The following is a 21,015-nucleotide window of genomic DNA, read 5'->3' as shown; positions in this document are numbered from 1 at the left end:
TGAATTAGAATCCGGCTTCTGTCGCCTGCGCGACTCCATTGAGGGGTTGCAGGCATCTCGAATCAGACGCTCACCGGATCAATATCCCGAATGAAATCACTGTCATCCCTTCGCCGCCGCCTTCTTGCGGCCCTGCTCCTCAGCGCCTTCGGTGCCCCGTTGGCCATGGCGCAGGCTCCTGCGCCCGCCACAGGCGCGCCGATCCGCATCGCCATGATCGAGGGCCTCTCGGGGCCCTTCGCCAACACGGGCGAAGCGGTGTTTCGCAACCTCGTGTGGGCCACCGAACGCGTCAACGCACGCGGTGGGGTCAAGCTGCCGGCCGCGCAAGGCGGCAACCGGCCACTGGTCATTGAGCGCTTTGACAGCAAAGGCCAGGCCGAAGAGGCGCTCTCTTCCCTGCGCGCCGCGTCCGACAAAGGCATCAGCATCGTCACGCAAGGCAACTCGTCGGCGGCGGCCAGCGCGCTGATCGAGGCCATTGCCAAGCACAACGAGCGCGAACCGGCGCGCCAGATGCTGTTTCTGAACTACTCGGCGGTGGACCCGGTTCTCACCAACGAGAAGTGCAGCTACTGGCACTTCCGCTTCGACGCCCATGCCGACATGCGCGTGAGCGCACTCATGAGCGTGTTGCGCGAGGACAAGGCGCTCAAGAGCATCTACCTGATCGGCCAGGACTACAGCTTCGGACAGACCGTGCTGCGCGAAGCGCGCACCCAGCTCGCTTCCCAGCGGCCTGACGTGAAGATCGTTGGCGACGAACTTCACCCCATGGCGCGGGTGAAGGACTTCCTGCCGTACGCCTCCAAGATCAAGGCCAGCGGTGCCCAGGCCGTACTCACCGGCAACTGGGGCAACGACCTCACCCTTCTGGTGAAGGCCGCGCGTGAAGTGGGCTTTGAAGGCAGCTTCTACACGTTTTACGGCAACGCGCTGGGCGCGCCCGCCGCCATGGGCGATGCCGGCATTGGCAAGGTGATCGCCGTGGCCGACTGGTTCCCCAACGTGCCCACGCCCGAGTCCGATGCGTTCTACCAGTCGTTCCGCCAGCGTTTCCCCAGTCCTGCAGACGACTACGTGCACATGCGCATGCAACTCATGATCGAATCGCTGGCTCAGGCCATCGAACGCGCGGGTGCGGCCGGCGCGGAAATCAACGCCGCGAACATCGCCGCCCAGCTGGAAAAGGCAGAAGTGACGCTGGCCGGGCAGACCGCGCGCATGCGCGCCAGCGACCACCAGTTCCAGCAGCGCCTGGCCGTGGCGGTGATGGACCGCCAGGGTGCGCCAGGTGTGAAATTCGACGTTGAAGGCTCCGGTTATGGTTTCCGCGTGATCCGCAACCTCACGCCGCAGCAGGCCGAGCAACCCCATCGATGCAACATGACCCGACCCTGATGAATCGCCCATTGCACGCTCCCCAGCCGCGCCAGATCGTTGCCGATCTGGAGGCCTCGCGCATCCGGGAAGTGGCCAACGAGGGCCTGGGCCGGGATGACGTGCTGAAGTTCTGGTTTGGCGAGAGTGACGAGGTCACGCCGGGATTCATCCGCGAAGCCGCCATCGCGTCGCTGCAGGCCGGTGAGACGTTCTACGCGCACAACCTGGGCCTGCCGGAGTTGCGTGAGGCGCTGGCCGTGTACACCGATGGCCTGCACCCGGGGCGTGGCGCAGCGCACTGGCGGGATCGTCTGGCGGTCACGTCCGGCGGTGTCAATGGCTTGATGCTGGCTTCGCAGGCGATCGTGGAGGCGGGCGACGAAGTGGTGGTGGTCACACCGGCCTGGCCCAATCTGGTGGCGCAGCCGCTCATCATGGGCGCGCGTGTGAAATCGGTGCCCTTGAAGGTGCTCGCCACCGGCCCGCGCGCCGGTGCCTGGGTGCTGGACATGGACGCGCTGCTGGCGGCCATCACCCCAGCCACCCGCATGCTGATCGTCAACGCGCCCAACAACCCCACGGGCTGGACGCTGACCGCCGGCGAGCAGCAAGCGATTCTTGCGCATTGCCGACGCACCGGCACCTGGATCCTGGCCGACGAGGTCTACGAGCGCCTGTATTACGCGGGCGACACGCCCAATGGTGCGGCCAGCAGCTTCCTCGACGTCGCCGAGCCGCAAGACCGGGTGATCGTCGCCCACAGCTTTTCCAAAAGTTTCCTCATGACCGGCTGGCGCCTGGGCTGGCTGGTGCTGCCTGCCGAACTCACCGCCGCCATGGGCAAGCTGATCGAATACAACACCTCGTGTGCGCCGGTGTTCGTGCAGCGCGCGGCCACCCAGGCGCTCCTGCGCGGGGATGAGGTCACGCCGGCCTTGGTCGCCCACCTCAAGGCCTGTCGCGACACCCTGGTGCCCTTGCTGCGCGGCCTTCCCGGCGTCACTCTGGCCGAGCCGCTGGGGGGCATGTACGCCTTTTTCCGGCTGGAAGGGCAGGCCGACTGTCTGGACACCGCCAAGCGGCTGGTCCGCGAGGCCGGCCTGGGCCTGGCGCCGGGCAGCGCCTTCAGCCCGGAAGCGGCTGGCTGGCTGCGCTGGTGTTTCGCCAGCCGAGACAAGGAGCGGCTGGTGGAGGGCGTACGGCGCCTTCGTCACTGGATCGACGTCCAGGCTCGTTGAATCCGTCTGGACTATAATCGCCGGTTGCTGTCTTTACGGACGGCAATTCACGCCCGCTGCGGCCCATGGTTCCGGACACCTTCCGGAAAGCCTGCCAGCTGCGACGGGACGCAAGTCAAAACCAAGGATTTTCATGATCGCCCAATCCATCAAGGCTGAGGTCGTATCGGCCAACGCACGCGCTGCCAACGACACCGGCAGCCCTGAAGTGCAGGTTGCCCTGCTCACCGCTCGCATCAACGAGCTGACCCCCCATTTCAAGACCCATGCCAAGGATCACCACGGTCGCCGTGGCCTGCTTCGCATGGTGAGCCGCCGTCGCAAGCTGCTCGACTACCTGAAGTCCAAAGACGCCGATCGTTACCTGGCCCTGATCCAGAAACTGGGCCTGCGCAAGTAATTGGGCCGGCTGTGACACGCAAAACGCCTGAGTTGGTTCGCCGGCTTGGGCGTTTTTTGCTTGTCATCGGCCATTTTTGATTCCGGAAGCATCGACAACAGAGCGAAGCTGTGTCATTCCAGGCGGTTTGTGCGTGCAGCAGGGCGCCCACAGTCCAACTGGAATGGCATCGTGTTCTGGGTTGTGTTTCCGGGTTTTGTGCAGCCACGCTGCACGTTGAGCCTTCCGCCACACGCGGGAGCATTTAACGGAGAGACAACATGAGCATGTTCAACAAAGTCACCAAGACCTTCCAGTGGGGCCCCCACACGGTCACCATGGAAACCGGCGAAATCGCCCGCCAGTCCACCGGCGCCGTGCTGGTCAACATCGATGACACCGTGGTGCTCGCCACCGTGGTCGCCAAGACCGAAGCCAAGGCCGGCCAGGACTTCTTCCCCCTGACCGTGGACTACACCGAGAAGTCGTATGCCGCTGGCAAGATCCCCGGCAGCTTCTTCAAGCGCGAAGGCCGCCCCAGCGAACTCGAAACGCTGACCTGCCGCCTGATCGACCGTCCGATCCGCCCGCTGTTCCCTGAAGGCTTCTACAACGAAGTTCAGGTGATCGTGCATGTGGTCAGCCTGAACCCCGAAGTGCAGGCCGACATCGCCGCCATGATCGCCACCTCGGCCGCCCTGTCCGTGAGCGGCATCCCGTTCAACGGCCCCATTGGCGCCGCTCGCGTGGGCTACATCAACGGCCAGTACGTGCTCAACCCGGGCCAGACCCAGTTGAAGGGCAGCCAGCTCGACCTCGTGGTGGCCGGTACTGAAGCCGCCGTGCTCATGGTGGAGTCCGAAGCCGATCAGCTGTCTGAAGAAATCATGCTCGGCGCCGTGGTGTTCGGCCACGAGCAGGGCAACATTGCCATTGCCGCCATCAACGACCTGGTGCGCGACGCCGGCAAGCCGGCCTGGGACTGGCAGCCGCCGGCCAAGGACGAACCGCTGATCGCGAAAATCGACGGTCTGGCCAAGGCCAAGCTCGAGGCCGCTTACCAGATTCGCAACAAGCAGGCCCGCACGCAGGCCTGCCGCGCCGCCTACGCCGATGTGTTTGCTGCCCTGAAATCCGAAGGCGTGGCGTTCGACAACGTGGCCATTGAAGCCCTGCTGTTCGAGATCGAAGCCAAGATCGTTCGGGGCCAGATTCTGGCCGGCGAGCCGCGCATCGACGGCCGCGACACGCGCACCGTTCGCGCCATTGAAATCCGCAACGGCCTGCTGCCGCGCACCCACGGTTCGGCCTTGTTCACCCGGGGTGAAACCCAGGCGCTGGTGGTGGCCACGCTCGGCACCGATCGCGACGCTCAGCGCATCGACGCGCTGGCCGGCGAGTTTGAAGACCGCTTCATGCTCCACTACAACATGCCTCCCTTCGCCACCGGTGAAGCTGGCCGCTTCGGCACGCCCAAGCGCCGCGAAATCGGCCACGGCCGTCTGGCCAAGCGCGCGCTGATCGCCGCCCTGCCCAGCAAGGAAGACTTCCCCTACACGATGCGTGTGGTGTCCGAAATCACCGAATCCAACGGCTCTTCGTCGATGGCATCGGTGTGCGGCGGCTGCCTGGCACTGATGGACGCTGGCGTGCCGATGAAAGCCCACGTGGCCGGCATCGCCATGGGCCTGATCAAGGACGGCAACCGCTTCGCCGTGCTGACCGACATCCTGGGTGACGAAGATCATCTGGGCGACATGGACTTCAAGGTTGCCGGCACCACCAACGGCATCTCGGCGCTGCAGATGGACATCAAGATCCAGGGCATCACCAAGGAAATCATGCAGGTCGCACTGGCACAGGCCAAGGAAGCGCGCATGCACATCTTGGGCAAGATGCAGGAAGCCATGGGCGAAGCCAAGACCGAAGTGTCCAACTTCGCGCCCAAGCTCTTCACCATGAAGATCAACCCCGAGAAAATTCGCGACGTGATCGGCAAGGGCGGTTCCGTCATCCGCGCGCTGACCGAAGAGACCGGCACGCAGATCAACATCGACGAAGACGGCACCATCACCATCGCGTCCACCGACTCGGCCAAGGCCGACGAAGCCAAGCGCCGCATCGAGCAGATCACCGCCGAAGTCGAAGTGGGCAAGGTCTACGAAGGCCCGGTCACCAAGATCCTCGACTTCGGTGCCCTGATCAACCTGCTGCCGGGCAAGGACGGCCTGCTGCACATCAGCCAGATCGCGCACGAACGCGTTGAAAAGGTCACCGACTACCTGACCGAAGGCCAGGTGGTGCGCGTTAAGGTGCTCGAGACCGACGAAAAGGGCCGCGTGAAGTTGTCCATGAAGGCACTGGCCGAGCGCAACACCGGCGAGCAGTCGCAGCCTGCGCAACCCCAGGTCTGATGTCGCCAGTGGTGCCGGTCATGCAGGCCGTTGAAATCAGCGCCTATGGCGCACCCGAGGTGCTGCGCCTGGCCGAACGGCCAGTGCCGGTGGCGGGTGCGGGCGAGCTGCTGATTCGCGTCAGCGCATCGGGCGTGAACCGCCCCGATGTGCTGCAGCGCACCGGCAACTACCCGGTGCCACCAGGCGCCTCTGACATTCCTGGTCTTGAGGTGGCGGGGGTCATCGAATCGGGTGATGCGGCAGCCATGGCCGAAGCGGGCCTTAAAGTCGGCGACCGCGTTTGCGCGTTGGTCGCTGGCGGTGGTTACGCGCAGTGGTGTGTGGCGCCGGTGGGCCAGTGCCTCCCCGTGCCGCAGGGGCTCGACGACGTGGCTGCGGCTTCTTTGCCCGAGACCTTCTTCACCGTCTGGAGCAACGTGTTCGACCGGGGCCGCCTGCAAGCGGGTGAGACCCTGCTCATTCAGGGCGGCACCAGCGGCATCGGCGTCACCGCGATCCAGATGGCCAAGGCCCTGGGCGCGCGCGTGATCGCCACGGCGGGCAGCGACGAAAAATGCGCCGCCTGCCTGCAACTGGGTGCCGATCACGCGATCAACTACCGGACGCAGGACTTCGTGGAAGAGGTGGCGCGGCTCACCGACAAAAAGGGCGTCGATGTCATCCTCGACATGGTCGCTGGCGCCTACGTGGCCCGCGAGATCGAGTGTCTGGCCGAGGACGGCCGCCTCGTGATCATCGCGGTCCAGGGCGGCGTGAAGGCCGAGATCAACGCCGGGCTTGTGCTGCGCCGACGGCTCACGGTCACAGGGTCCACATTGCGGCCGCGTTCGGTGGCGTTCAAGACGGCGATTGCGCAGTCTCTTCGCCAGAACGTGTGGCCGTTGTTGTCCGATGGCCGTATCCGTCCCGTTATTCACGAAGTGTTCAAGGCCGGCGACGCCGCTGCCGCGCACACGCTGATGGAATCCAATCAGCACGTGGGCAAGCTGGTGCTGAACTGGTCCTGAAAGCAGAGAGACGAACGAGCATGAGAAAACTGATCGCTGGCAACTGGAAGATGAACGGCTCGCTGGCCGCCAACGAAGCGCTGGTCAAGGCCATGCTCGATGGACTCGGCGCTGCCTCACCGGCTGCCGACATGGCTCTGTGCGTGAGCGCGCCTTACCTCGCGCAGGTGCAGGGTCTGCTCCAGGGCTCACCGATCGGCTGGGGCGCGCAGGATGTATCTGCCCATGAGCAGGGCGCCTACACCGGCGAAGTGTCGGCCGCGATGCTGCGCGACTTCGGTTGCCGCTATGTGATCGTGGGTCATTCCGAGCGTCGGCAGTACCACGCGGAGAGCGATGTGACCGTGGCCAACAAGGCACAACGCGCACTGGCGGCGGGCATCACGCCGATCGTGTGCGTGGGCGAAACATTGTCCGAGCGGGAGGCGGGTCAGACCGAACTCGTGGTCAAACGCCAGCTTGCCGCTGTGATCCATGTGGTGGCGCATTGCACCAGTGAAATCGTGGTGGCCTACGAACCCGTGTGGGCCATTGGCACCGGCAAGACCGCCACGCCCGAGCAAGCGCAGCAGGTTCATGCCGTGCTGCGCGCGCAGATTGCGGCTGCCACTCAGCACCCGGAACGCGTACACATCCTTTATGGCGGCAGCATGAACGCGGCCAACGCCGCCAGTCTGCTGGCGCAACCCGATATCGACGGCGGCCTGATCGGCGGCGCTTCATTGAAAGTGGCTGACTTCCTCCAGATCGTGGGCGCAGCCCGTTAACCTTTTTCGTGTCCCTTGGACACGGCACTCAAAGTTTCCCGGAGTAACCAATGAACATCGTATTGACCCTTTTGCTGGCGGTGCAGATTCTGTCGGCCCTGGCCATGATCGGCCTCATCCTCATGCAGCACGGAAAAGGTGCCGATGCGGGCGCTGCATTCGGTGGTGGCGGCGCTGGATCGGCCAGTCTGTTCGGCGCTTCGGGTGGAGCCAACTTTCTTTCACGCACCACGGCCGTGCTCGCCGCCGTGTTCCTGAGCTGCACGCTGGGCCTGGCCTACTTCGGTAACCTGCGCACTGCACCCAGTTCGGGCAGCGTGCTCGAAGGTGTGGCCGCACCCGCCCAGCCGGCCGGCGCAGCCCAGCAGATTCCAGGCAGCACGCCGGGCATGGCTCCAGCACCTGCACCGGCTGCTTCCGGTGCGGCACCCCAGCCTGCGGCCGAAGGCGCGGGGCAGATTCCCTCGAAGTAATCTGATTTGCGATGTGTCCGCCGTCCATGGCGGGCACCTCAGAAAATCCTCTGCTGCGCTGCAAAAACAGGGGGGGTTTCAGGGTAAACTCCATAGCTTGTCAGCAAGGCCCGCACTGTTCCTCGCGGGCCGACAAATGCAGACCAGCCGACGTGGTGAAATTGGTAGACACGCTATCTTGAGGGGGTAGTGGCGAAAGCTGTGCGAGTTCGAGTCTCGCCGTCGGCACCAATCTTTGGCAACACGGTCCCACACCGTGTCAGCGGAATCGACCAAGATGAGTCTCGAACAATACCTTCCCGTTCTTCTGTTCATCTTGGTGGGTATTGCCGTCGGGATCATCCCGCAGGTGCTCGGCTGCATCCTCGGCCCCAACCTGCCGGACGCCGAGAAAAACTCCCCTTACGAATGCGGCTTCGAGGCCTTCGAAGACGCGCGCATGAAGTTCGATGTGCGCTATTACCTCGTGGCCATTCTCTTCATCTTGTTCGATCTCGAGATCGCTTTTCTCATTCCCTGGGCCGTGGCTTTTTCCGACATCGGAGTTACCGGGTTTCTCGCGGGCGTGGTCTTCCTTGCCATCCTCACCGTGGGCTTCGCTTACGAGTGGAAGAAGGGCGCGCTGGACTGGGAATGAACTTCAAGAACACACACGAATGCACCGGAGCGTTTCATGATTGAAGGCGTATTCAAGGAAGGTTTCGTCACCACCAGCTACGACTCGGTGGTGAACTGGGCCAAGACGGGCTCGCTGTGGCCCATGACCTTCGGTCTGGCGTGCTGCGCGGTCGAGATGATGCACGCGGCTGCGGCGCGCTACGACATCGGCCGCTTCGGCTCGGAGGTGTTTCGCGCCAGTCCCCGTCAGTCCGATCTGATGATCGTGGCGGGCACGCTTTGCAACAAGATGGCGCCGGCTCTGCGCAAGGTCTACGACCAGATGGCCGAGCCGCGCTGGGTGCTTTCCATGGGCTCTTGCGCCAACGGCGGCGGCTACTACCACTACAGCTACTCCGTGGTGCGGGGTTGCGACCGCATCGTGCCGGTGGATGTATACGTGCCCGGTTGCCCGCCCACCGCCGAAGCCCTGCTTTACGGAATCATCCAGCTGCAGCAGAAGATCCGCCGCACACAAACCATCGCCCGGGCCTGAGCGCGCCGTCTTTGCATTCGTTGTACGCCAGGGCATTGAAAGAACCTTCATGACCGACTCCGTCGTCACCCCCCACGCCGTCGAACCCGAGGCGCTGCAGAGCGCCCTGGGCAAACTGCTTGGCGATCGTGCCGTGTCGCTCACCGTGGCGCGGGGCGAGCTCACCCTGACGGTGAGTGCTGCCGACTACCTGGCGGTCATGCAGATGCTGCGTGATGCGCCGGAAGCGCGCTTCGAACAGCTCATCGACCTCTGCGGCATGGACTACCAGACCTACGGTGATGGTCGCTGGGAAGGCCAGCGCTTCGCCGCTGTGGTGCACCTGCTTTCGGTCGAGCACAACCACCGTGTGCGTGTGCGCGTGTTCTGCCCGGAAGACGACTTCCCGGTGCTCGACTCGGTCACATCCCTGTGGGCCGCCGCCAACTGGTACGAGCGAGAGGCTTTCGATCTCTACGGTATCGTGTTCGATGGCCACGACGATCTGCGCCGCATCCTCACCGACTACGGCTTCATCGGCCATCCGTTCCGCAAGGACTTCCCGTTGTCGGGCCACGTCGAGATGCGCTACGACGCCGAGCGCCAGCGCGTGATCTACGAGCCGGTGACCATCGAGCCACGCGAAATCACGCCACGCATCATTCGCGAAGACAACTACGGCGGTCTGCACTGAACACACCCATGGCAGAAATCAAGAACTACACCCTGAACTTCGGCCCGCAGCACCCGGCCGCGCACGGCGTGCTGCGTCTGGTGCTGGAGCTCGATGGCGAGGTCGTGCAGCGCGCCGACCCGCACATCGGCCTGCTGCACCGCGCCACCGAAAAGCTGGCCGAGCACAAGACCTACATCCAGTCGTTGCCCTACATGGACCGCCTGGACTACGTGTCCATGATGTGCAACGAGCATGCCTACTGCCTGGCCATCGAAAAGTTGCTCGGCATCGACGTGCCGGTGCGCGCGCAGTACATCCGCGTGATGTTTTCCGAGATCACGCGCATGCTCAACCACCTCATGTGGCTGGGCTCGCATGGCAACGATTGCGGCAGTTCCACCATCCTCATCTACGCCTTCCGCGAGCGCGAGGATCTGTTCGACATGTACGAGGCGGTGTCGGGCGCCCGCATGCATGCAGCCTACTTCCGTCCCGGTGGCGTGTACCGCGATCTGCCCGAAACCATGCCGCAGTACCGCGCCAGCAAGGTGCGCAATGCGCGCGGTGTGGCTCGGCTCAACGAGAACCGCCAGGGCTCGCTGCTGGACTTCATCGACGATTTCACCCAGCGCTTCCCCACCTACCTGGCCGAGTACCACACGCTGCTCACGGACAACCGCATCTGGAAACAGCGCACTGTGGGCATCGGCGTGGTCACGCCTGAACGAGCACTGAACCTGGGCATGACCGGCCCGATGTTGCGCGGCTCCGGCATTGCCTGGGACCTGCGCAAGAAGCAGCCCTACGACGTTTACGACCAGATGTCGTTCGACATCCCTGTGGGCAAGACCGGCGATTGTTACGACCGCTACCTCGTCCGCATGGAGGAGATGAAGCAGTCCAACCTGATCATCCAGCAGTGCGTGAAATGGCTGCGCGCCAACCCGGGCCCGGTGATCACCGACAACCACAAGGTGGCGGCTCCTGCGCGTGAGGCCATGAAGGCCAACATGGAAGAGTTGATTCACCACTTCAAGCTCTTTACCGAAGGTTTCCATGTGCCCGAGGGCGAGGCCTATGCCGCCGTGGAACACCCCAAGGGCGAGTTCGGCATCTACCTCGTGAGCGACGGTGCCAACAAGCCTTACCGCCTGAAGATTCGCGCGCCGGGTTTCGCTCACCTGGCCACCATGGACGAGATGGCGCGTGGCCACATGCTGGCCGACGCGGTGGCCATCATCGGCACCATGGACATCGTTTTCGGAGAGATCGACCGATGAGCACCGATACGACCGCATCCTTTGCGGAATCCACGATCCAGCGTTTCGATCGCGAGGTCGCCAAGTACCCGGGCGAGCAACGCCAGTCGGCCGTGATGGCATGTCTTGCCGTCATCCAGCAGGAGCGGGGCCACGTGAGCCTGGCCGACGAGGCCGCGCTGGCGGCCTACCTGCGCATGGAAACCATCGCCGTGCACGAGGTCACCACCTTCTACAACATGTACAACCAGCAGCCGGTGGGCAAGTTCAAGCTCAACGTCTGCACCAATCTGCCGTGCCAGTTGCGCGACGGCGCGCATGCCTTGCACCATCTCGAGCGCAAGCTCGGTATCACCATGGGCGAGACCACGGCCGACGGCATGTTCACCCTGCAGCAGAGCGAGTGCCTGGGCGCCTGCGCCGATTCGCCGGTGATGCTGGTCAACGATCGCCACATGTGCAGCTTCATGAGCAACGACAAACTCGATCAATTGATCGATGGTTTGCGGGCATCGGAAGGACAGTCATGAACGCCGAGCAGATCCTCTCCCAGTTCCGCGCAACCGGCCTGCAGACCTGTTTCCACGGTCGGCACATCAATCCGCAGATCTACGCCGACCTCGACGGCGCCAACTGGTCGCTGAAGGACTACGTGGCACGGGGTGGTTACCAGGCGCTGCGCAAGGTGCTCGGCCAGGATGGCTCGCCGCCTGCGGGCGATCCGCCCGTGGTCGGGATGACGCAGGATCAGGTGATTGCCACCTTGAAGGAGTCGGCGCTGCGTGGACGTGGCGGTGCAGGCTTTCCCACCGGTCTGAAGTGGAGCTTCATGCCGCGCCAGTTCCCCGGCCAGAAGTACCTGGTGTGCAACTCGGATGAAGGCGAACCGGGCACCTGCAAGGACCGCGACATCCTGATGTACAACCCGCACATCGTGATCGAAGGCATGGCAATCGCCGCCTACGCCATGGGCATCAGCGTTGGGTACAACTACATCCACGGCGAAATCTTCGAAGCGTACGACCGATTCGAAGCCGCGCTGGAGGAGGCTCGCGCCGAAGGCTATCTGGGCGACGGCATCATGGGCAGCGGGTTCAACTTCCAGTTGCACGCTGCTCACGGTTTCGGCGCCTACATCTGCGGTGAAGAAACTGCGCTGCTCGAGTCGCTCGAAGGCAAGAAGGGACAGCCCCGCTTCAAGCCACCATTCCCCGCCAGCTTCGGCCTGTACGGCAAGCCCACCACCATCAACAACACCGAGACGTTTGCTGCGGTGCCGTGGATCATCCGAAATGGTGGCGCGGCTTACCTCGCCTGCGGCAAGCCCAACAACGGCGGCACCAAGATCTACTCCGTCAGTGGCGATGTAGAACTGCCCGGCAACTATGAAGTGCCGCTGGGCACGCCCTTCAGCAAGCTGCTCGAACTCGCTGGCGGTGTGCGCAAGGGCCGCACTCTCAAAGCCGTGATTCCCGGTGGATCGTCGGCGCCCGTGCTGCCCGCGAACATCATGATGGAGTGCACGATGGACTACGACTCCATCGCCAAGGCCGGCTCCATGCTGGGCTCGGGTGCCGTTATCGTGATGGACGATTCGCGCTGCATGGTCGAGTCGCTCAAGCGCCTGTCGTACTTCTACATGCACGAATCCTGCGGGCAGTGCACACCGTGTCGCGAGGGCACAGGCTGGCTGTGGCGCGTGGTCGACCGCATCGACCGTGGCCTGGGCAAGCCGGCCGACATGGCGCTGCTCGACAACGTGGCCGAGAACATCATGGGTCGCACCATCTGCGCGCTGGGCGATGCAGCGGCCATGCCGGTGCGCGCCATGATCAAACACTTCCGGCATGAGTTCGAGGCCAAGATCAATGCTGCCACCGCCCACATCCCGGCCAAGGTTGCCTGAACACACGAAACACCATGGTTGAAATCGAACTCGACGGCAAGAAGGTGGAAGTGCCCCCGGGCAGCATGGTCATGCATGCGGCCGAAAAGGCCGGCACCTACATCCCGCATTTCTGCTACCACAAGAAATTGTCCATCGCGGCCAACTGCCGCATGTGTCTGGTGGACGTGGAGAAGGCGCCCAAGCCCATGCCGGCCTGTGCCACGCCAGTCACGCAGGGCATGATCGTCCGCACCAAGAGCGACAAGGCCATCAAGGCCCAGCAGTCGGTGATGGAGTTCCTGCTCATCAACCATCCGCTGGACTGCCCCATCTGCGACCAGGGCGGCGAATGCCAGTTGCAGGACTTGGCCGTAGGCTATGGTGGTTCGGGTTCGCGCTACGAAGAAGAAAAGCGCGTGGTCTTCCACAAGGACGTGGGCCCGCTCATCTCCATGGAGGAAATGAGCCGCTGCATCCATTGCACCCGCTGTGTGCGCTTCGGCCAGGAAGTGGCCGGCGTCATGGAGCTCGGCATGATCCACCGCGGCGAGCATTCGGAAATCACCACCGTGCTCGGCGAAACAGTGGATTCCGAGCTCTCGGGCAACATGATTGACATCTGCCCGGTGGGTGCGCTCACCAGCAAGCCATTTCGCTACAGCGCCCGCACCTGGGAACTCTCTCGCCGCAAGAGCGTGAGCCCGCACGACTCCACCGGCGCCAACCTGATCGTGCAGGTCAAGAACCACCGGGTCATGCGCGTGCTGCCGCTGGAGAATGAGGCCGTCAACGAATGCTGGATCGCTGACCGCGACCGCTTCTCGTACGAAGCGCTCAATACCGAGGATCGGCTCACCGCGCCCATGCTCAAGCAGGGAGGCGAGTGGAAGACGGTGGACTGGCAGACCGCGCTGGAATACGTGGCCAACGGTCTGAAGCAGGTGAAAGCCGAGCACGGCGCCGGCGTCATCGGCTTGTTGGCGAGCCCGCACAGCACGCTGGAAGAGCTGGCCCTCGCTGGTGCATTCATGCGCGGTCTGGGTAGCCAGAACATCGATGCGCGCCTGCGCCACGCTGACTTCGCCAACGCTGCACCCGCCGGCTCGGCCCGCTGGCTGGGCATGCCCATCGCCTCGTTGTCCACGCTGCAGCGCGTGCTGGTGGTGGGCTCGAACCTTCGCAAGGACCACCCGCTGTTCGCTCAGCGCATTCGCCAGGCGCAGCGCAAGGGTGCACAGGTGAATGTGCTGAATGCGACGGCGCAAGACTGGGCCATGCCGCTGAAGAACACCGTGCTCGCTGGCGCCGCCGGCTGGGTGTCGGCGCTGGCTGGCATCGCATCGGCCGTGGCCGCCGAAACTGGCGCCTCTGCCCCCGTGAGCGCCGAGGTGTCCGACCTGCACCGTGCGGTGGCGAAGTCGCTGCTCGGCGGTGAGCGGAAAGCCATCCTGCTGGGCAATGCCGCAGCTCACCATGAAAAGGCGTCGAGCCTGCTGATGCTGGCGAACTGGATCGCGCAGCAGACCGGTGCCACCGTGGGTTACCTCACCGAAGCCGCCAACACCGTGGGCGCCCAACTGGTGGGCGCGCTCCCCGGACAAGGCGGCCTGAACGCCGGCCGTATGTTGACCGGTGGCCTCAAGGCCGCCATCCTGCTCAACACCGAGCCTGACCAGGATTCGGCTGCAGGCGTCGAGGGCCTCTACAGGGCTGGCATGGTGGTCACGCTGAGCCCGTTCAAGACCAACCTGGATGTGAGCGATGTGCTGCTGCCCATCGCGCCGTTCACCGAAACCTCGGGCTCCTTCGTCAACGCCGAAGGCCGCCTGCAAAGTTTCCACGCCGTGGTGCGTCCCCTGGGCGAAACGCGTCCGGCCTGGAAGGTGTTGCGCGTGCTGGGCAATCTGCTTGATCTGCCCGGTTTCGATGCCGATTCCTCGCAAGCCGTGCTGGCCAGCGCGTTGCCTGGCGTGGCCTCCGGCGCGCTGGTCGATGCCGCACGCCTCAGCAACGCCAGCAGCGCCGCCATTGACACTGCGCACGCCTCCTCAGAGCCCTGCGTGGCCTCGATCTACCAGCTCGACGGTCTGGTGCGCCGCGCCACTTCCTTGCAACTCACCGCCGATGCGCGGGCCGTCCTTGCCGTGGAAGGAGCCACCGCGTGATCGATGCCTTTTACAACGGCGGCCTGGGCCTGATTGCCGCCCCGTGGTGGACCACGGCTGCGTGGCCCTTGATCTGGAACCTGATCAAGATCGTGGCCGTGCTCGCGCCGCTCATGGGCGCGGTGGCCTACCTCACGCTGTGGGAGCGCAAGCTGCTCGGCTGGATCCAGGTGCGCCATGGCCCCAACCGCGTGGGCCCCATGGGGCTGCTGCAGCCGATTGCCGACGCGCTCAAGCTGCTCACCAAGGAACTGATCCGCCCGAGTGCCGCCAGCAATGGCCTGTTCCGCCTCGGCCCGGTGATGGCCATCATGCCGGCGCTCGCGGCCTGGGTGGCGATTCCCTTCGGTCCCGAAGCGATCATTGCGAACGTGAACGCCGGCCTGCTGGTGATCCTGGCCATCACCTCCATCGAGGTGTATGGCGTGATCATTGCGGGCTGGGCATCCAACTCCAAGTACGCCTTCCTGGGCGCGCTGCGCGCCTCGGCGCAGATGGTGAGCTACGAAATCGCCATCGGCTTCTGTTTCCTGGTCGTGGTCATGACCGCTGGCAGCCTGCATCTCGGTGAGATTGTGGCTTCGCAGTCGCGCGGCATGGCCGCCGACGTCGGCCTGAACTTTCTCTCGTGGAACTGGCTGCCGCTGCTGCCGATCTTCCTTGTCTATCTGATCTCCGGCGTGGCCGAAACCAACCGCCACCCGTTCGACGTGGTGGAAGGCGAGGCCGAGATCGTGGCTGGCCACATGGTCGAGTACTCCGGCATGGGCTTTGCCATTTTCTTCCTGGCCGAATACGCCAGCATGTGGCTGGTGTCCGTGCTCGCCGTGCTCATGTTCCTCGGCGGCTGGCTCTCGCCGATCGACCACGCGTTGTTCAACTGGGTGCCAGGCTGGATCTGGCTGGGCATCAAGACGTGCGTCGTGGTTTCCATGTTCATCTGGATCCGCGCCACCTTTCCGCGCTTCCGCTATGACCAGATCATGCGTCTGGGCTGGAAGATCTTCATTCCCGTCACGCTCATCTACCTGCTGCTGGTCGGCGCGTTGATGCAGACCTCGTGGAACCTCTGGAAATAAGAGGGCGAAAGACCATGTCCACCACCACCGCACATTCCGTTGCAGCGCCTGCTGTCGTGGCGCCATTCTCGTTTCGCGACTTCCTCAACAGCTTCCTGCTCGTGGAACTGTTCAAAGGCATGGCGCTGACGGGCCGCTATGCGTTCAAGCGCAAGATCACGGTGCAGTTCCCTGAAGAAAAGACGCCGCTGTCCCCGCGCTTTCGCGGCTTGCACGCGCTGCGCCGCTACGAAAACGGCGAAGAGCGCTGCATTGCCTGCAAGCTTTGCGAAGCGGTGTGCCCGGCCATGGCCATCACCATCGAATCCGATGTTCGAGACGACGGCTCGCGCCGCACCACGCGCTACGACATCGACCTCACCAAGTGCATCTTCTGCGGATTCTGCGAAGAGAGCTGCCCGGTCGATTCGATTGTGGAGACACACATCTTCGAATACCACGGCGAGAAACGCGGCGACTTGTACTTCACCAAGGAAATGCTCCTTGCCGTGGGCGACCGCTACGAGACCGAAATTGCCGCCGCACGCACCGCCGATGCGCCTTACCGCTGATCTCCGCTGACCCTCGGCACACGATTCAAGAACCTCGCCATGGATTACCAGACCGGCTTTTTTTACCTCTTCGCGGCAGTGTTGCTGTTTGCAGCCTACCGCGTGGTCACCGCGCGCAACCCGGTTCATGCCGTGCTCTTTCTCATGCTCGCGTTCTCGCAAGCAGCGGCTCTGTGGCTCCTGCTTAAGGCCGAGTTTCTGGGCATCACGCTGGTGCTGGTCTACCTGGGCGCGGTGATGGTGCTGTTCCTCTTCGTCGTGATGATGCTCGACATCAACATCGATTCGGTTCGCAAGGGCTTCTGGAAAAACTTCCCGCTGGCCGCAATCCTCGGTGGTCTGGTGGCGGCAGAGCTCATGGTGGTGCTGTGGGCCGGTTTCCCCACGCTCGCGGCCAGCCCTGATGCGGCGGATGTCGGCGTGAACGCAGCAAACTACTCGAACACGCGCGAACTCGGTTTGTTGCTCTACACCGAGTACCTCTATCCGGTGGAAGTGGCCGCTGTGATCCTGCTGGTGGCCATGATTGCCGCCATTGCGCTCACGCTTCGCCAGCGCAAGGACAGCAAGGCCATCAACCCGGCGCTGCAGGTGCACGTGCGGGCGCGCGATCGGCTGGTGATCGTGCCGATGGCGGCCACCCAGAAGGCGCCACCCCCTACCGACAATACCGCTGCCGAGGAGGGCAAGGCATGACACTCACCAGCCTGACCCTGGGTCATTTCCTTTCCGTCGGCGCGATCCTGTTTGCGCTGTCGGTCGTGGGCATCTTTCTCAACCGCAAGAACCTCATCGTCCTGCTCATGGCCATCGAGCTCATGCTGCTGGCCGTCAACATGAACTTCGTGGCCTTCTCCCACTATCTGGGGGACATGCACGGCCAGGTGTTCGTGTTCTTCATCCTGACCGTGGCCGCCGCCGAGTCGGCCATCGGCCTGGCCATTCTGGTGCTGCTGTTCCGCAACAAGTCGTCGATCAGCGTCGAAGAACTCAACACCCTCAAGGGTTGAGGCCAGGGCCAATCCATACGAGAACTCAGGCAAGAAACCCATGAGCACCACCCTCTCCGCAAGCACCCTGCTCGCCGTTCCGCTGGCCCCGCTGGTGGGCGCCGCACTGGCCGGCATTCTGGGCACCACCTTTGGTGGCAACGTCATCGGTCGCCGTGCCTCGCACACGCTCACCATCCTGGGCGTCCTGATCGCGTTCATCCTGTCTGCTTCCACGCTCAAGAGCGTGGCGATCGACGGTGCCCGCTTCAACGAGACGCTGTACACGTGGATGGTAGTGGGCGACCTGAAGATGGAAATCGGCTTTCTGGTCGATGGCCTCACCGCCATGATGATGGTGGTGGTCACCTTCGTCTCGCTCATGGTGCACCTCTACACCATCGGCTACATGGAAGAAGACGAAGGCTACAACCGCTTTTTCGCCTACATCTCGCTGTTCACCTTCTCCATGCTCATGCTCGTCATGAGCAACAACCTGCTGCAGCTGTTCTTCGGCTGGGAAGCGGTGGGCCTGGTGTCGTATTTGCTCATCGGCTTCTGGTTCAACAAGCCCACGGCGATCTTCGCCAACATGAAGGCCTTTCTGGTCAACCGCGTGGGCGACTTCGGTTTCATTCTCGGCATCGGCCTCATCGTGGCATATGCCGGCACCATGAACTACACCGAGGTGTTCGCCAAGGCACCCGAACTCGGCCAGCTGGGTTTCCCGGGTACCGACTGGCTGCTGATCACCGTCATCTGCATCTGCCTGTTCATTGGTGCCATGGGCAAGAGCGCGCAGTTTCCCCTGCATGTATGGCTGCCCGATTCCATGGAAGGTCCCACGCCGATCTCGGCGCTGATCCACGCCGCCACCATGGTCACGGCCGGTATCTTCATGGTGGCGCGCATGTCGCCGCTGTTCGAGCTTTCCGACACCGCGCTCAACTTCATCATGGTCATCGGCGCCATCACCGCGCTGTTCATGGGATTCCTCGGCATCATCCAGAACGACATCAAGCGCGTGGTCGCGTATTCCACGCTCTCGCAGCTGGGCTACATGACGGTCGCGCTCGGCGCTTCGGCCTATTCGGTGGCGGTGTTCCACCTCATGACGCACGCATTCTTCAAGGCGCTGCTGTTCCTCGCCGCTGGCTCGGTGATCATGGGTCTGCACCACAACCAGGACATCCGCTGGATGGGCGGCCTGCGCAAGTACATGCCCATCACCTGGGTAACTTCACTGCTGGGCACGCTGGCGCTGATCGGCACTCCCCTGTTCGCGGGCTTCTACTCGAAGGACAGCATCATCGAGGCGGTGCACTTCAGCAACCTGCCGGCGTCTGGCTTTGCTTACTTTGCCGTGCTGGCCGGTGTGTTCGTCACGTCCTTCTATTCGTTCCGCCTTTACTTCCTGGTGTTCCACGGTGTCGAGCGCTACGACCAGAACCCTGATGCCCACCACGATGACCACGGACATCACGACGACCATGATCACGGGCATGGTGATGGCAAACCCCACGAGTCGCCCTGGGTGGTCACCGTGCCTTTGCTGCTGCTGGCCATTCCTTCGGTCGTGATCGGCTTCATGACGATCCAGCCCATGCTGTTCGGCGATTTCCTGAAGGATGCGATCTTCATCAATCTGGATGCTCATCCGGCCATGAAGACTTTTGCCGAGGAATTCCATGGCGCGCTGGCGATGGCTGCGCATTCTTTCTTCACCCCGCCCCTGTACCTGGCTCTGGCCGGTGCCGTGAGTGCCTGGTACATGTACCTCGTCAATCCGAAGGTGCCGGCCGCTATCGGCCGAGCCTTGCGCCCCATCGTGGTGGTGCTGGAAAACAAGTACTACATGGACTGGTTCAACGAAAACGTGCTGGCCAAGGCGGCGCGTGGACTCGGCATTGGTTTGTGGAAGGGCGGTGACCGGGGTGTGATCGAAGGCGGGGTGGTGAACGCGAGCTGGAAGATCGTGGGAGCGGTGTCTGCGGTGGTGCGCCGCGCGCAGACCGGCTACCTCTACCACTACGCGCTCATGATGATCGTGGGCGTGCTGCTGTTCATGACGTATTTCGTGTGGCTCGCCAAATAAGAACAGGAAGAAAAAGATGGGTTTGCTGAGCCTTGCAATCTGGACGCCGATTTTCTTCGGCGTCGTGCTGCTGGCGCTGGGCCGCGACGAACAGGCCCCCATGGTGCGCTGGATCGCGCTGGTCGGCGCCATCGCCGGTCTGGTCGTCACGGTGCCGCTCTACACCGGGTTCAAGCTCGGCACGGCCGCCATGCAGTTTGTGGAAAACGGTGCGTGGATCGACCGCTTCAACGTGAACTACCACCTCGGTGTGGACGGCATCTCGTTGTGGCTGGTGCTGCTCACCGCCTTCATCAACGTGGTCGTGATCGTGGCCAGCTGGGAATCGATCACCTCGCGCGTGAACCAGTACATGGGCGCGTTCCTGATTCTCTCGGGCCTCATGATCGGCGTGTTCAGCGCGCAGGACGCCATGCTGTTCTACGTGTTCTTCGAAGCCACGTTGATTCCGATGTACCTCATCATTGGCATCTGGGGTGGCCCGAACAAGATCTACGCGGCGTTCAAGTTCTTCCTCTACACGCTGCTGGGCTCGCTTCTCATGCTGGTGGCGCTGATCTACCTGTACACCCAGGCCAATGGCAGTTTCGCACTGGCAGACTGGTACAAGTTGCCGCTCGGCGGGACCGAGCAGACCTTGCTGTTTTTCGCCTTCTTCGCGGCCTTTGCGGTCAAGGTGCCCATGTGGCCAGTGCACACCTGGCTGCCCGATGTGCACGTAGAGGCACCTACCGGTGGCTCGGCCGTGCTGGCCGCCATCATGCTGAAGCTGGGCGCTTACGGCTTTCTGCGTTTTTCCATGCCCATCCTTCCCGATGCATCGCATGAATGGGCCTGGCTCATGATCGCGCTCTCGCTGGTGGCGGTGATCTATGTGGGCCTGGTGGCCATGGTGCAGCAGGACATGAAGAAGCTGGTGGCGTATTCGTCGGTGGCCCACATGGGCTTTGTCACGCTCGGTTTCTTCGTCTTCAGCGATCTCGGTGTGTCGGGCGCCATTGTGCAGATGATCGCGCACGGTTTCGTGTCGGCCGCCATGTTCCTTGGCATCGGTGTGCTGTACGACCGCGTGCATTCGCGCGAAATCGCCGACTACGGTGGCGTGGTCAACACCATGCCCAACTTCGCCGCCTTCGCGTTGCTCTTCACCATGGCCAATTGCGGCCTGCCCGGCACGGCCGGCTTTGTGGGCGAGTGGATGGTGATCCTGGCGGCGGTGAAAGCCAATTTCTGGATCGGCCTGATGGCCGCCTCGGCGCTCATCTTCGGTGCGGCTTACTCGTTGTGGATGTACAAGCGCGTTTACCTCGGTGCCGTAGGCAACGACAACGTGAAGGCGCTGACCGATATCAACAAGCGCGAGTTCCTCGTGCTGGCGGTGCTGGCCATCGCCGTGCTCTACATGGGCGTGTACCCCAAACCCTTCACCGATGTGATGGATGCCTCCGTGGCAGAACTGTTGCGCCACGTGGCTATTTCCAAACTGAACTGAGCCTCCGGCCAAGCCATACAAGAGA

General features: G+C 63.2%; 20 protein-coding genes and 1 tRNA gene. All 21 read left to right on the top strand.

Annotated elements, in window-relative coordinates:
* Positions 1 to 99 precede the first annotated feature (99 nt).
* Positions 100 to 1,401: a branched-chain amino acid ABC transporter substrate-binding protein gene (locus tag CAP37_RS12310; protein WP_086124972.1), complete on the top strand. Its 1,302-nt coding sequence runs from the start codon at positions 100 to 102 to the stop codon at positions 1,399 to 1,401.
* On the top strand, positions 1,401 to 2,621 hold the full coding sequence (locus CAP37_RS12305; RefSeq protein WP_086124426.1) for a pyridoxal phosphate-dependent aminotransferase: 1,221 nt from the start codon (positions 1,401 to 1,403) through the stop codon (positions 2,619 to 2,621). The genes CAP37_RS12310 and CAP37_RS12305 overlap by 1 nt, the downstream gene beginning before the upstream one ends.
* Before the next feature lie 133 nt (positions 2,622 to 2,754).
* Entirely contained in the window at positions 2,755 to 3,021 is a 267-nt protein-coding gene (rpsO, locus tag CAP37_RS12300; RefSeq protein WP_086124425.1) for a 30S ribosomal protein S15, read from the top strand.
* Positions 3,022 to 3,281: 260 nt separating this feature from the next.
* Entirely contained in the window at positions 3,282 to 5,414 is a 2,133-nt protein-coding gene (pnp, locus tag CAP37_RS12295; protein WP_086124424.1) for a polyribonucleotide nucleotidyltransferase, read from the top strand.
* Between the two features lie 20 nt (positions 5,415 to 5,434).
* Complete coding sequence (locus tag CAP37_RS12290) at positions 5,435 to 6,424, top strand: NAD(P)H-quinone oxidoreductase (protein WP_086124971.1); 990 nt, start codon at positions 5,435 to 5,437, stop codon at positions 6,422 to 6,424.
* Positions 6,425 to 6,444: 20 nt separating this feature from the next.
* Positions 6,445 to 7,191, top strand: a complete 747-nt coding sequence (gene tpiA, locus CAP37_RS12285; protein ID WP_086124423.1) for a triose-phosphate isomerase — start codon at positions 6,445 to 6,447, stop codon at positions 7,189 to 7,191.
* Between the two features lie 50 nt (positions 7,192 to 7,241).
* Positions 7,242 to 7,664, top strand: a complete 423-nt coding sequence (gene secG / locus CAP37_RS12280) for a preprotein translocase subunit SecG (protein ID WP_086124422.1) — start codon at positions 7,242 to 7,244, stop codon at positions 7,662 to 7,664.
* A gap of 146 nt (positions 7,665 to 7,810) precedes the next feature.
* A tRNA-Leu gene (locus CAP37_RS12275) sits at positions 7,811 to 7,895 on the top strand.
* A gap of 46 nt (positions 7,896 to 7,941) precedes the next feature.
* Positions 7,942 to 8,301, top strand: a complete 360-nt coding sequence (locus CAP37_RS12270) for an NADH-quinone oxidoreductase subunit A (RefSeq protein WP_086124421.1) — start codon at positions 7,942 to 7,944, stop codon at positions 8,299 to 8,301.
* A gap of 36 nt (positions 8,302 to 8,337) precedes the next feature.
* The gene (locus CAP37_RS12265; RefSeq protein WP_056273769.1) at positions 8,338 to 8,817 is read left to right on the top strand and encodes an NADH-quinone oxidoreductase subunit B family protein; all 480 of its coding nucleotides are present in this window, start codon (positions 8,338 to 8,340) and stop codon (positions 8,815 to 8,817) included.
* Between the two features lie 49 nt (positions 8,818 to 8,866).
* On the top strand, positions 8,867 to 9,490 hold the full coding sequence (locus CAP37_RS12260; protein ID WP_086124420.1) for an NADH-quinone oxidoreductase subunit C: 624 nt from the start codon (positions 8,867 to 8,869) through the stop codon (positions 9,488 to 9,490).
* An 8-nt stretch (positions 9,491 to 9,498) separates the two neighbouring features.
* Positions 9,499 to 10,752 carry an NADH-quinone oxidoreductase subunit D gene (locus tag CAP37_RS12255; RefSeq protein ID WP_086124419.1) on the top strand — a complete coding sequence of 418 codons (1,254 nt, stop codon included), beginning with the start codon at positions 9,499 to 9,501 and terminating at the stop codon, positions 10,750 to 10,752.
* Positions 10,749 to 11,261: an NADH-quinone oxidoreductase subunit NuoE gene (gene nuoE / locus CAP37_RS12250; RefSeq protein WP_086124418.1), complete on the top strand. Its 513-nt coding sequence runs from the start codon at positions 10,749 to 10,751 to the stop codon at positions 11,259 to 11,261. Before CAP37_RS12255 ends, nuoE begins: the two co-directional genes overlap by 4 nt.
* On the top strand, positions 11,258 to 12,637 hold the full coding sequence (gene nuoF, locus CAP37_RS12245; RefSeq protein ID WP_086124417.1) for an NADH-quinone oxidoreductase subunit NuoF: 1,380 nt from the start codon (positions 11,258 to 11,260) through the stop codon (positions 12,635 to 12,637). The genes nuoE and nuoF overlap by 4 nt, the downstream gene beginning before the upstream one ends.
* Before the next feature lie 14 nt (positions 12,638 to 12,651).
* On the top strand, positions 12,652 to 14,784 hold the full coding sequence (gene nuoG / locus CAP37_RS12240) for an NADH-quinone oxidoreductase subunit NuoG (RefSeq protein WP_086124416.1): 2,133 nt from the start codon (positions 12,652 to 12,654) through the stop codon (positions 14,782 to 14,784).
* Positions 14,781 to 15,863 carry an NADH-quinone oxidoreductase subunit NuoH gene (gene nuoH / locus CAP37_RS12235; RefSeq protein WP_086124415.1) on the top strand — a complete coding sequence of 361 codons (1,083 nt, stop codon included), beginning with the start codon at positions 14,781 to 14,783 and terminating at the stop codon, positions 15,861 to 15,863. The genes nuoG and nuoH overlap by 4 nt, the downstream gene beginning before the upstream one ends.
* Before the next feature lie 14 nt (positions 15,864 to 15,877).
* Positions 15,878 to 16,414 (top strand): NADH-quinone oxidoreductase subunit NuoI, encoded by a 537-nt coding sequence (nuoI, locus tag CAP37_RS12230; RefSeq protein WP_086124414.1) that lies wholly within the window; start codon positions 15,878 to 15,880, stop codon positions 16,412 to 16,414.
* A gap of 39 nt (positions 16,415 to 16,453) precedes the next feature.
* Positions 16,454 to 17,110 (top strand): NADH-quinone oxidoreductase subunit J, encoded by a 657-nt coding sequence (locus CAP37_RS12225; protein ID WP_086124413.1) that lies wholly within the window; start codon positions 16,454 to 16,456, stop codon positions 17,108 to 17,110.
* A complete protein-coding gene (nuoK, locus tag CAP37_RS12220) occupies positions 17,107 to 17,424 on the top strand; it encodes an NADH-quinone oxidoreductase subunit NuoK (protein ID WP_086124412.1) in 318 nt (105 codons plus the stop codon). Before CAP37_RS12225 ends, nuoK begins: the two co-directional genes overlap by 4 nt.
* A gap of 40 nt (positions 17,425 to 17,464) precedes the next feature.
* Complete coding sequence (gene nuoL, locus CAP37_RS12215; protein ID WP_086124411.1) at positions 17,465 to 19,498, top strand: NADH-quinone oxidoreductase subunit L; 2,034 nt, start codon at positions 17,465 to 17,467, stop codon at positions 19,496 to 19,498.
* A 16-nt stretch (positions 19,499 to 19,514) separates the two neighbouring features.
* Entirely contained in the window at positions 19,515 to 20,990 is a 1,476-nt protein-coding gene (locus CAP37_RS12210; RefSeq protein WP_086124410.1) for an NADH-quinone oxidoreductase subunit M, read from the top strand.
* Positions 20,991 to 21,015: the final 25 nt, after the last annotated feature.

Origin of the sequence: Hydrogenophaga sp. IBVHS1 (genome assembly GCF_002127265.1) — a bacterium.
GTDB lineage: Bacteria > Pseudomonadota > Gammaproteobacteria > Burkholderiales > Burkholderiaceae_C > Hydrogenophaga.
Note: the sequence above shows the minus strand (reverse complement) of the source record. Positions and strands in the feature narration are given on the sequence as shown.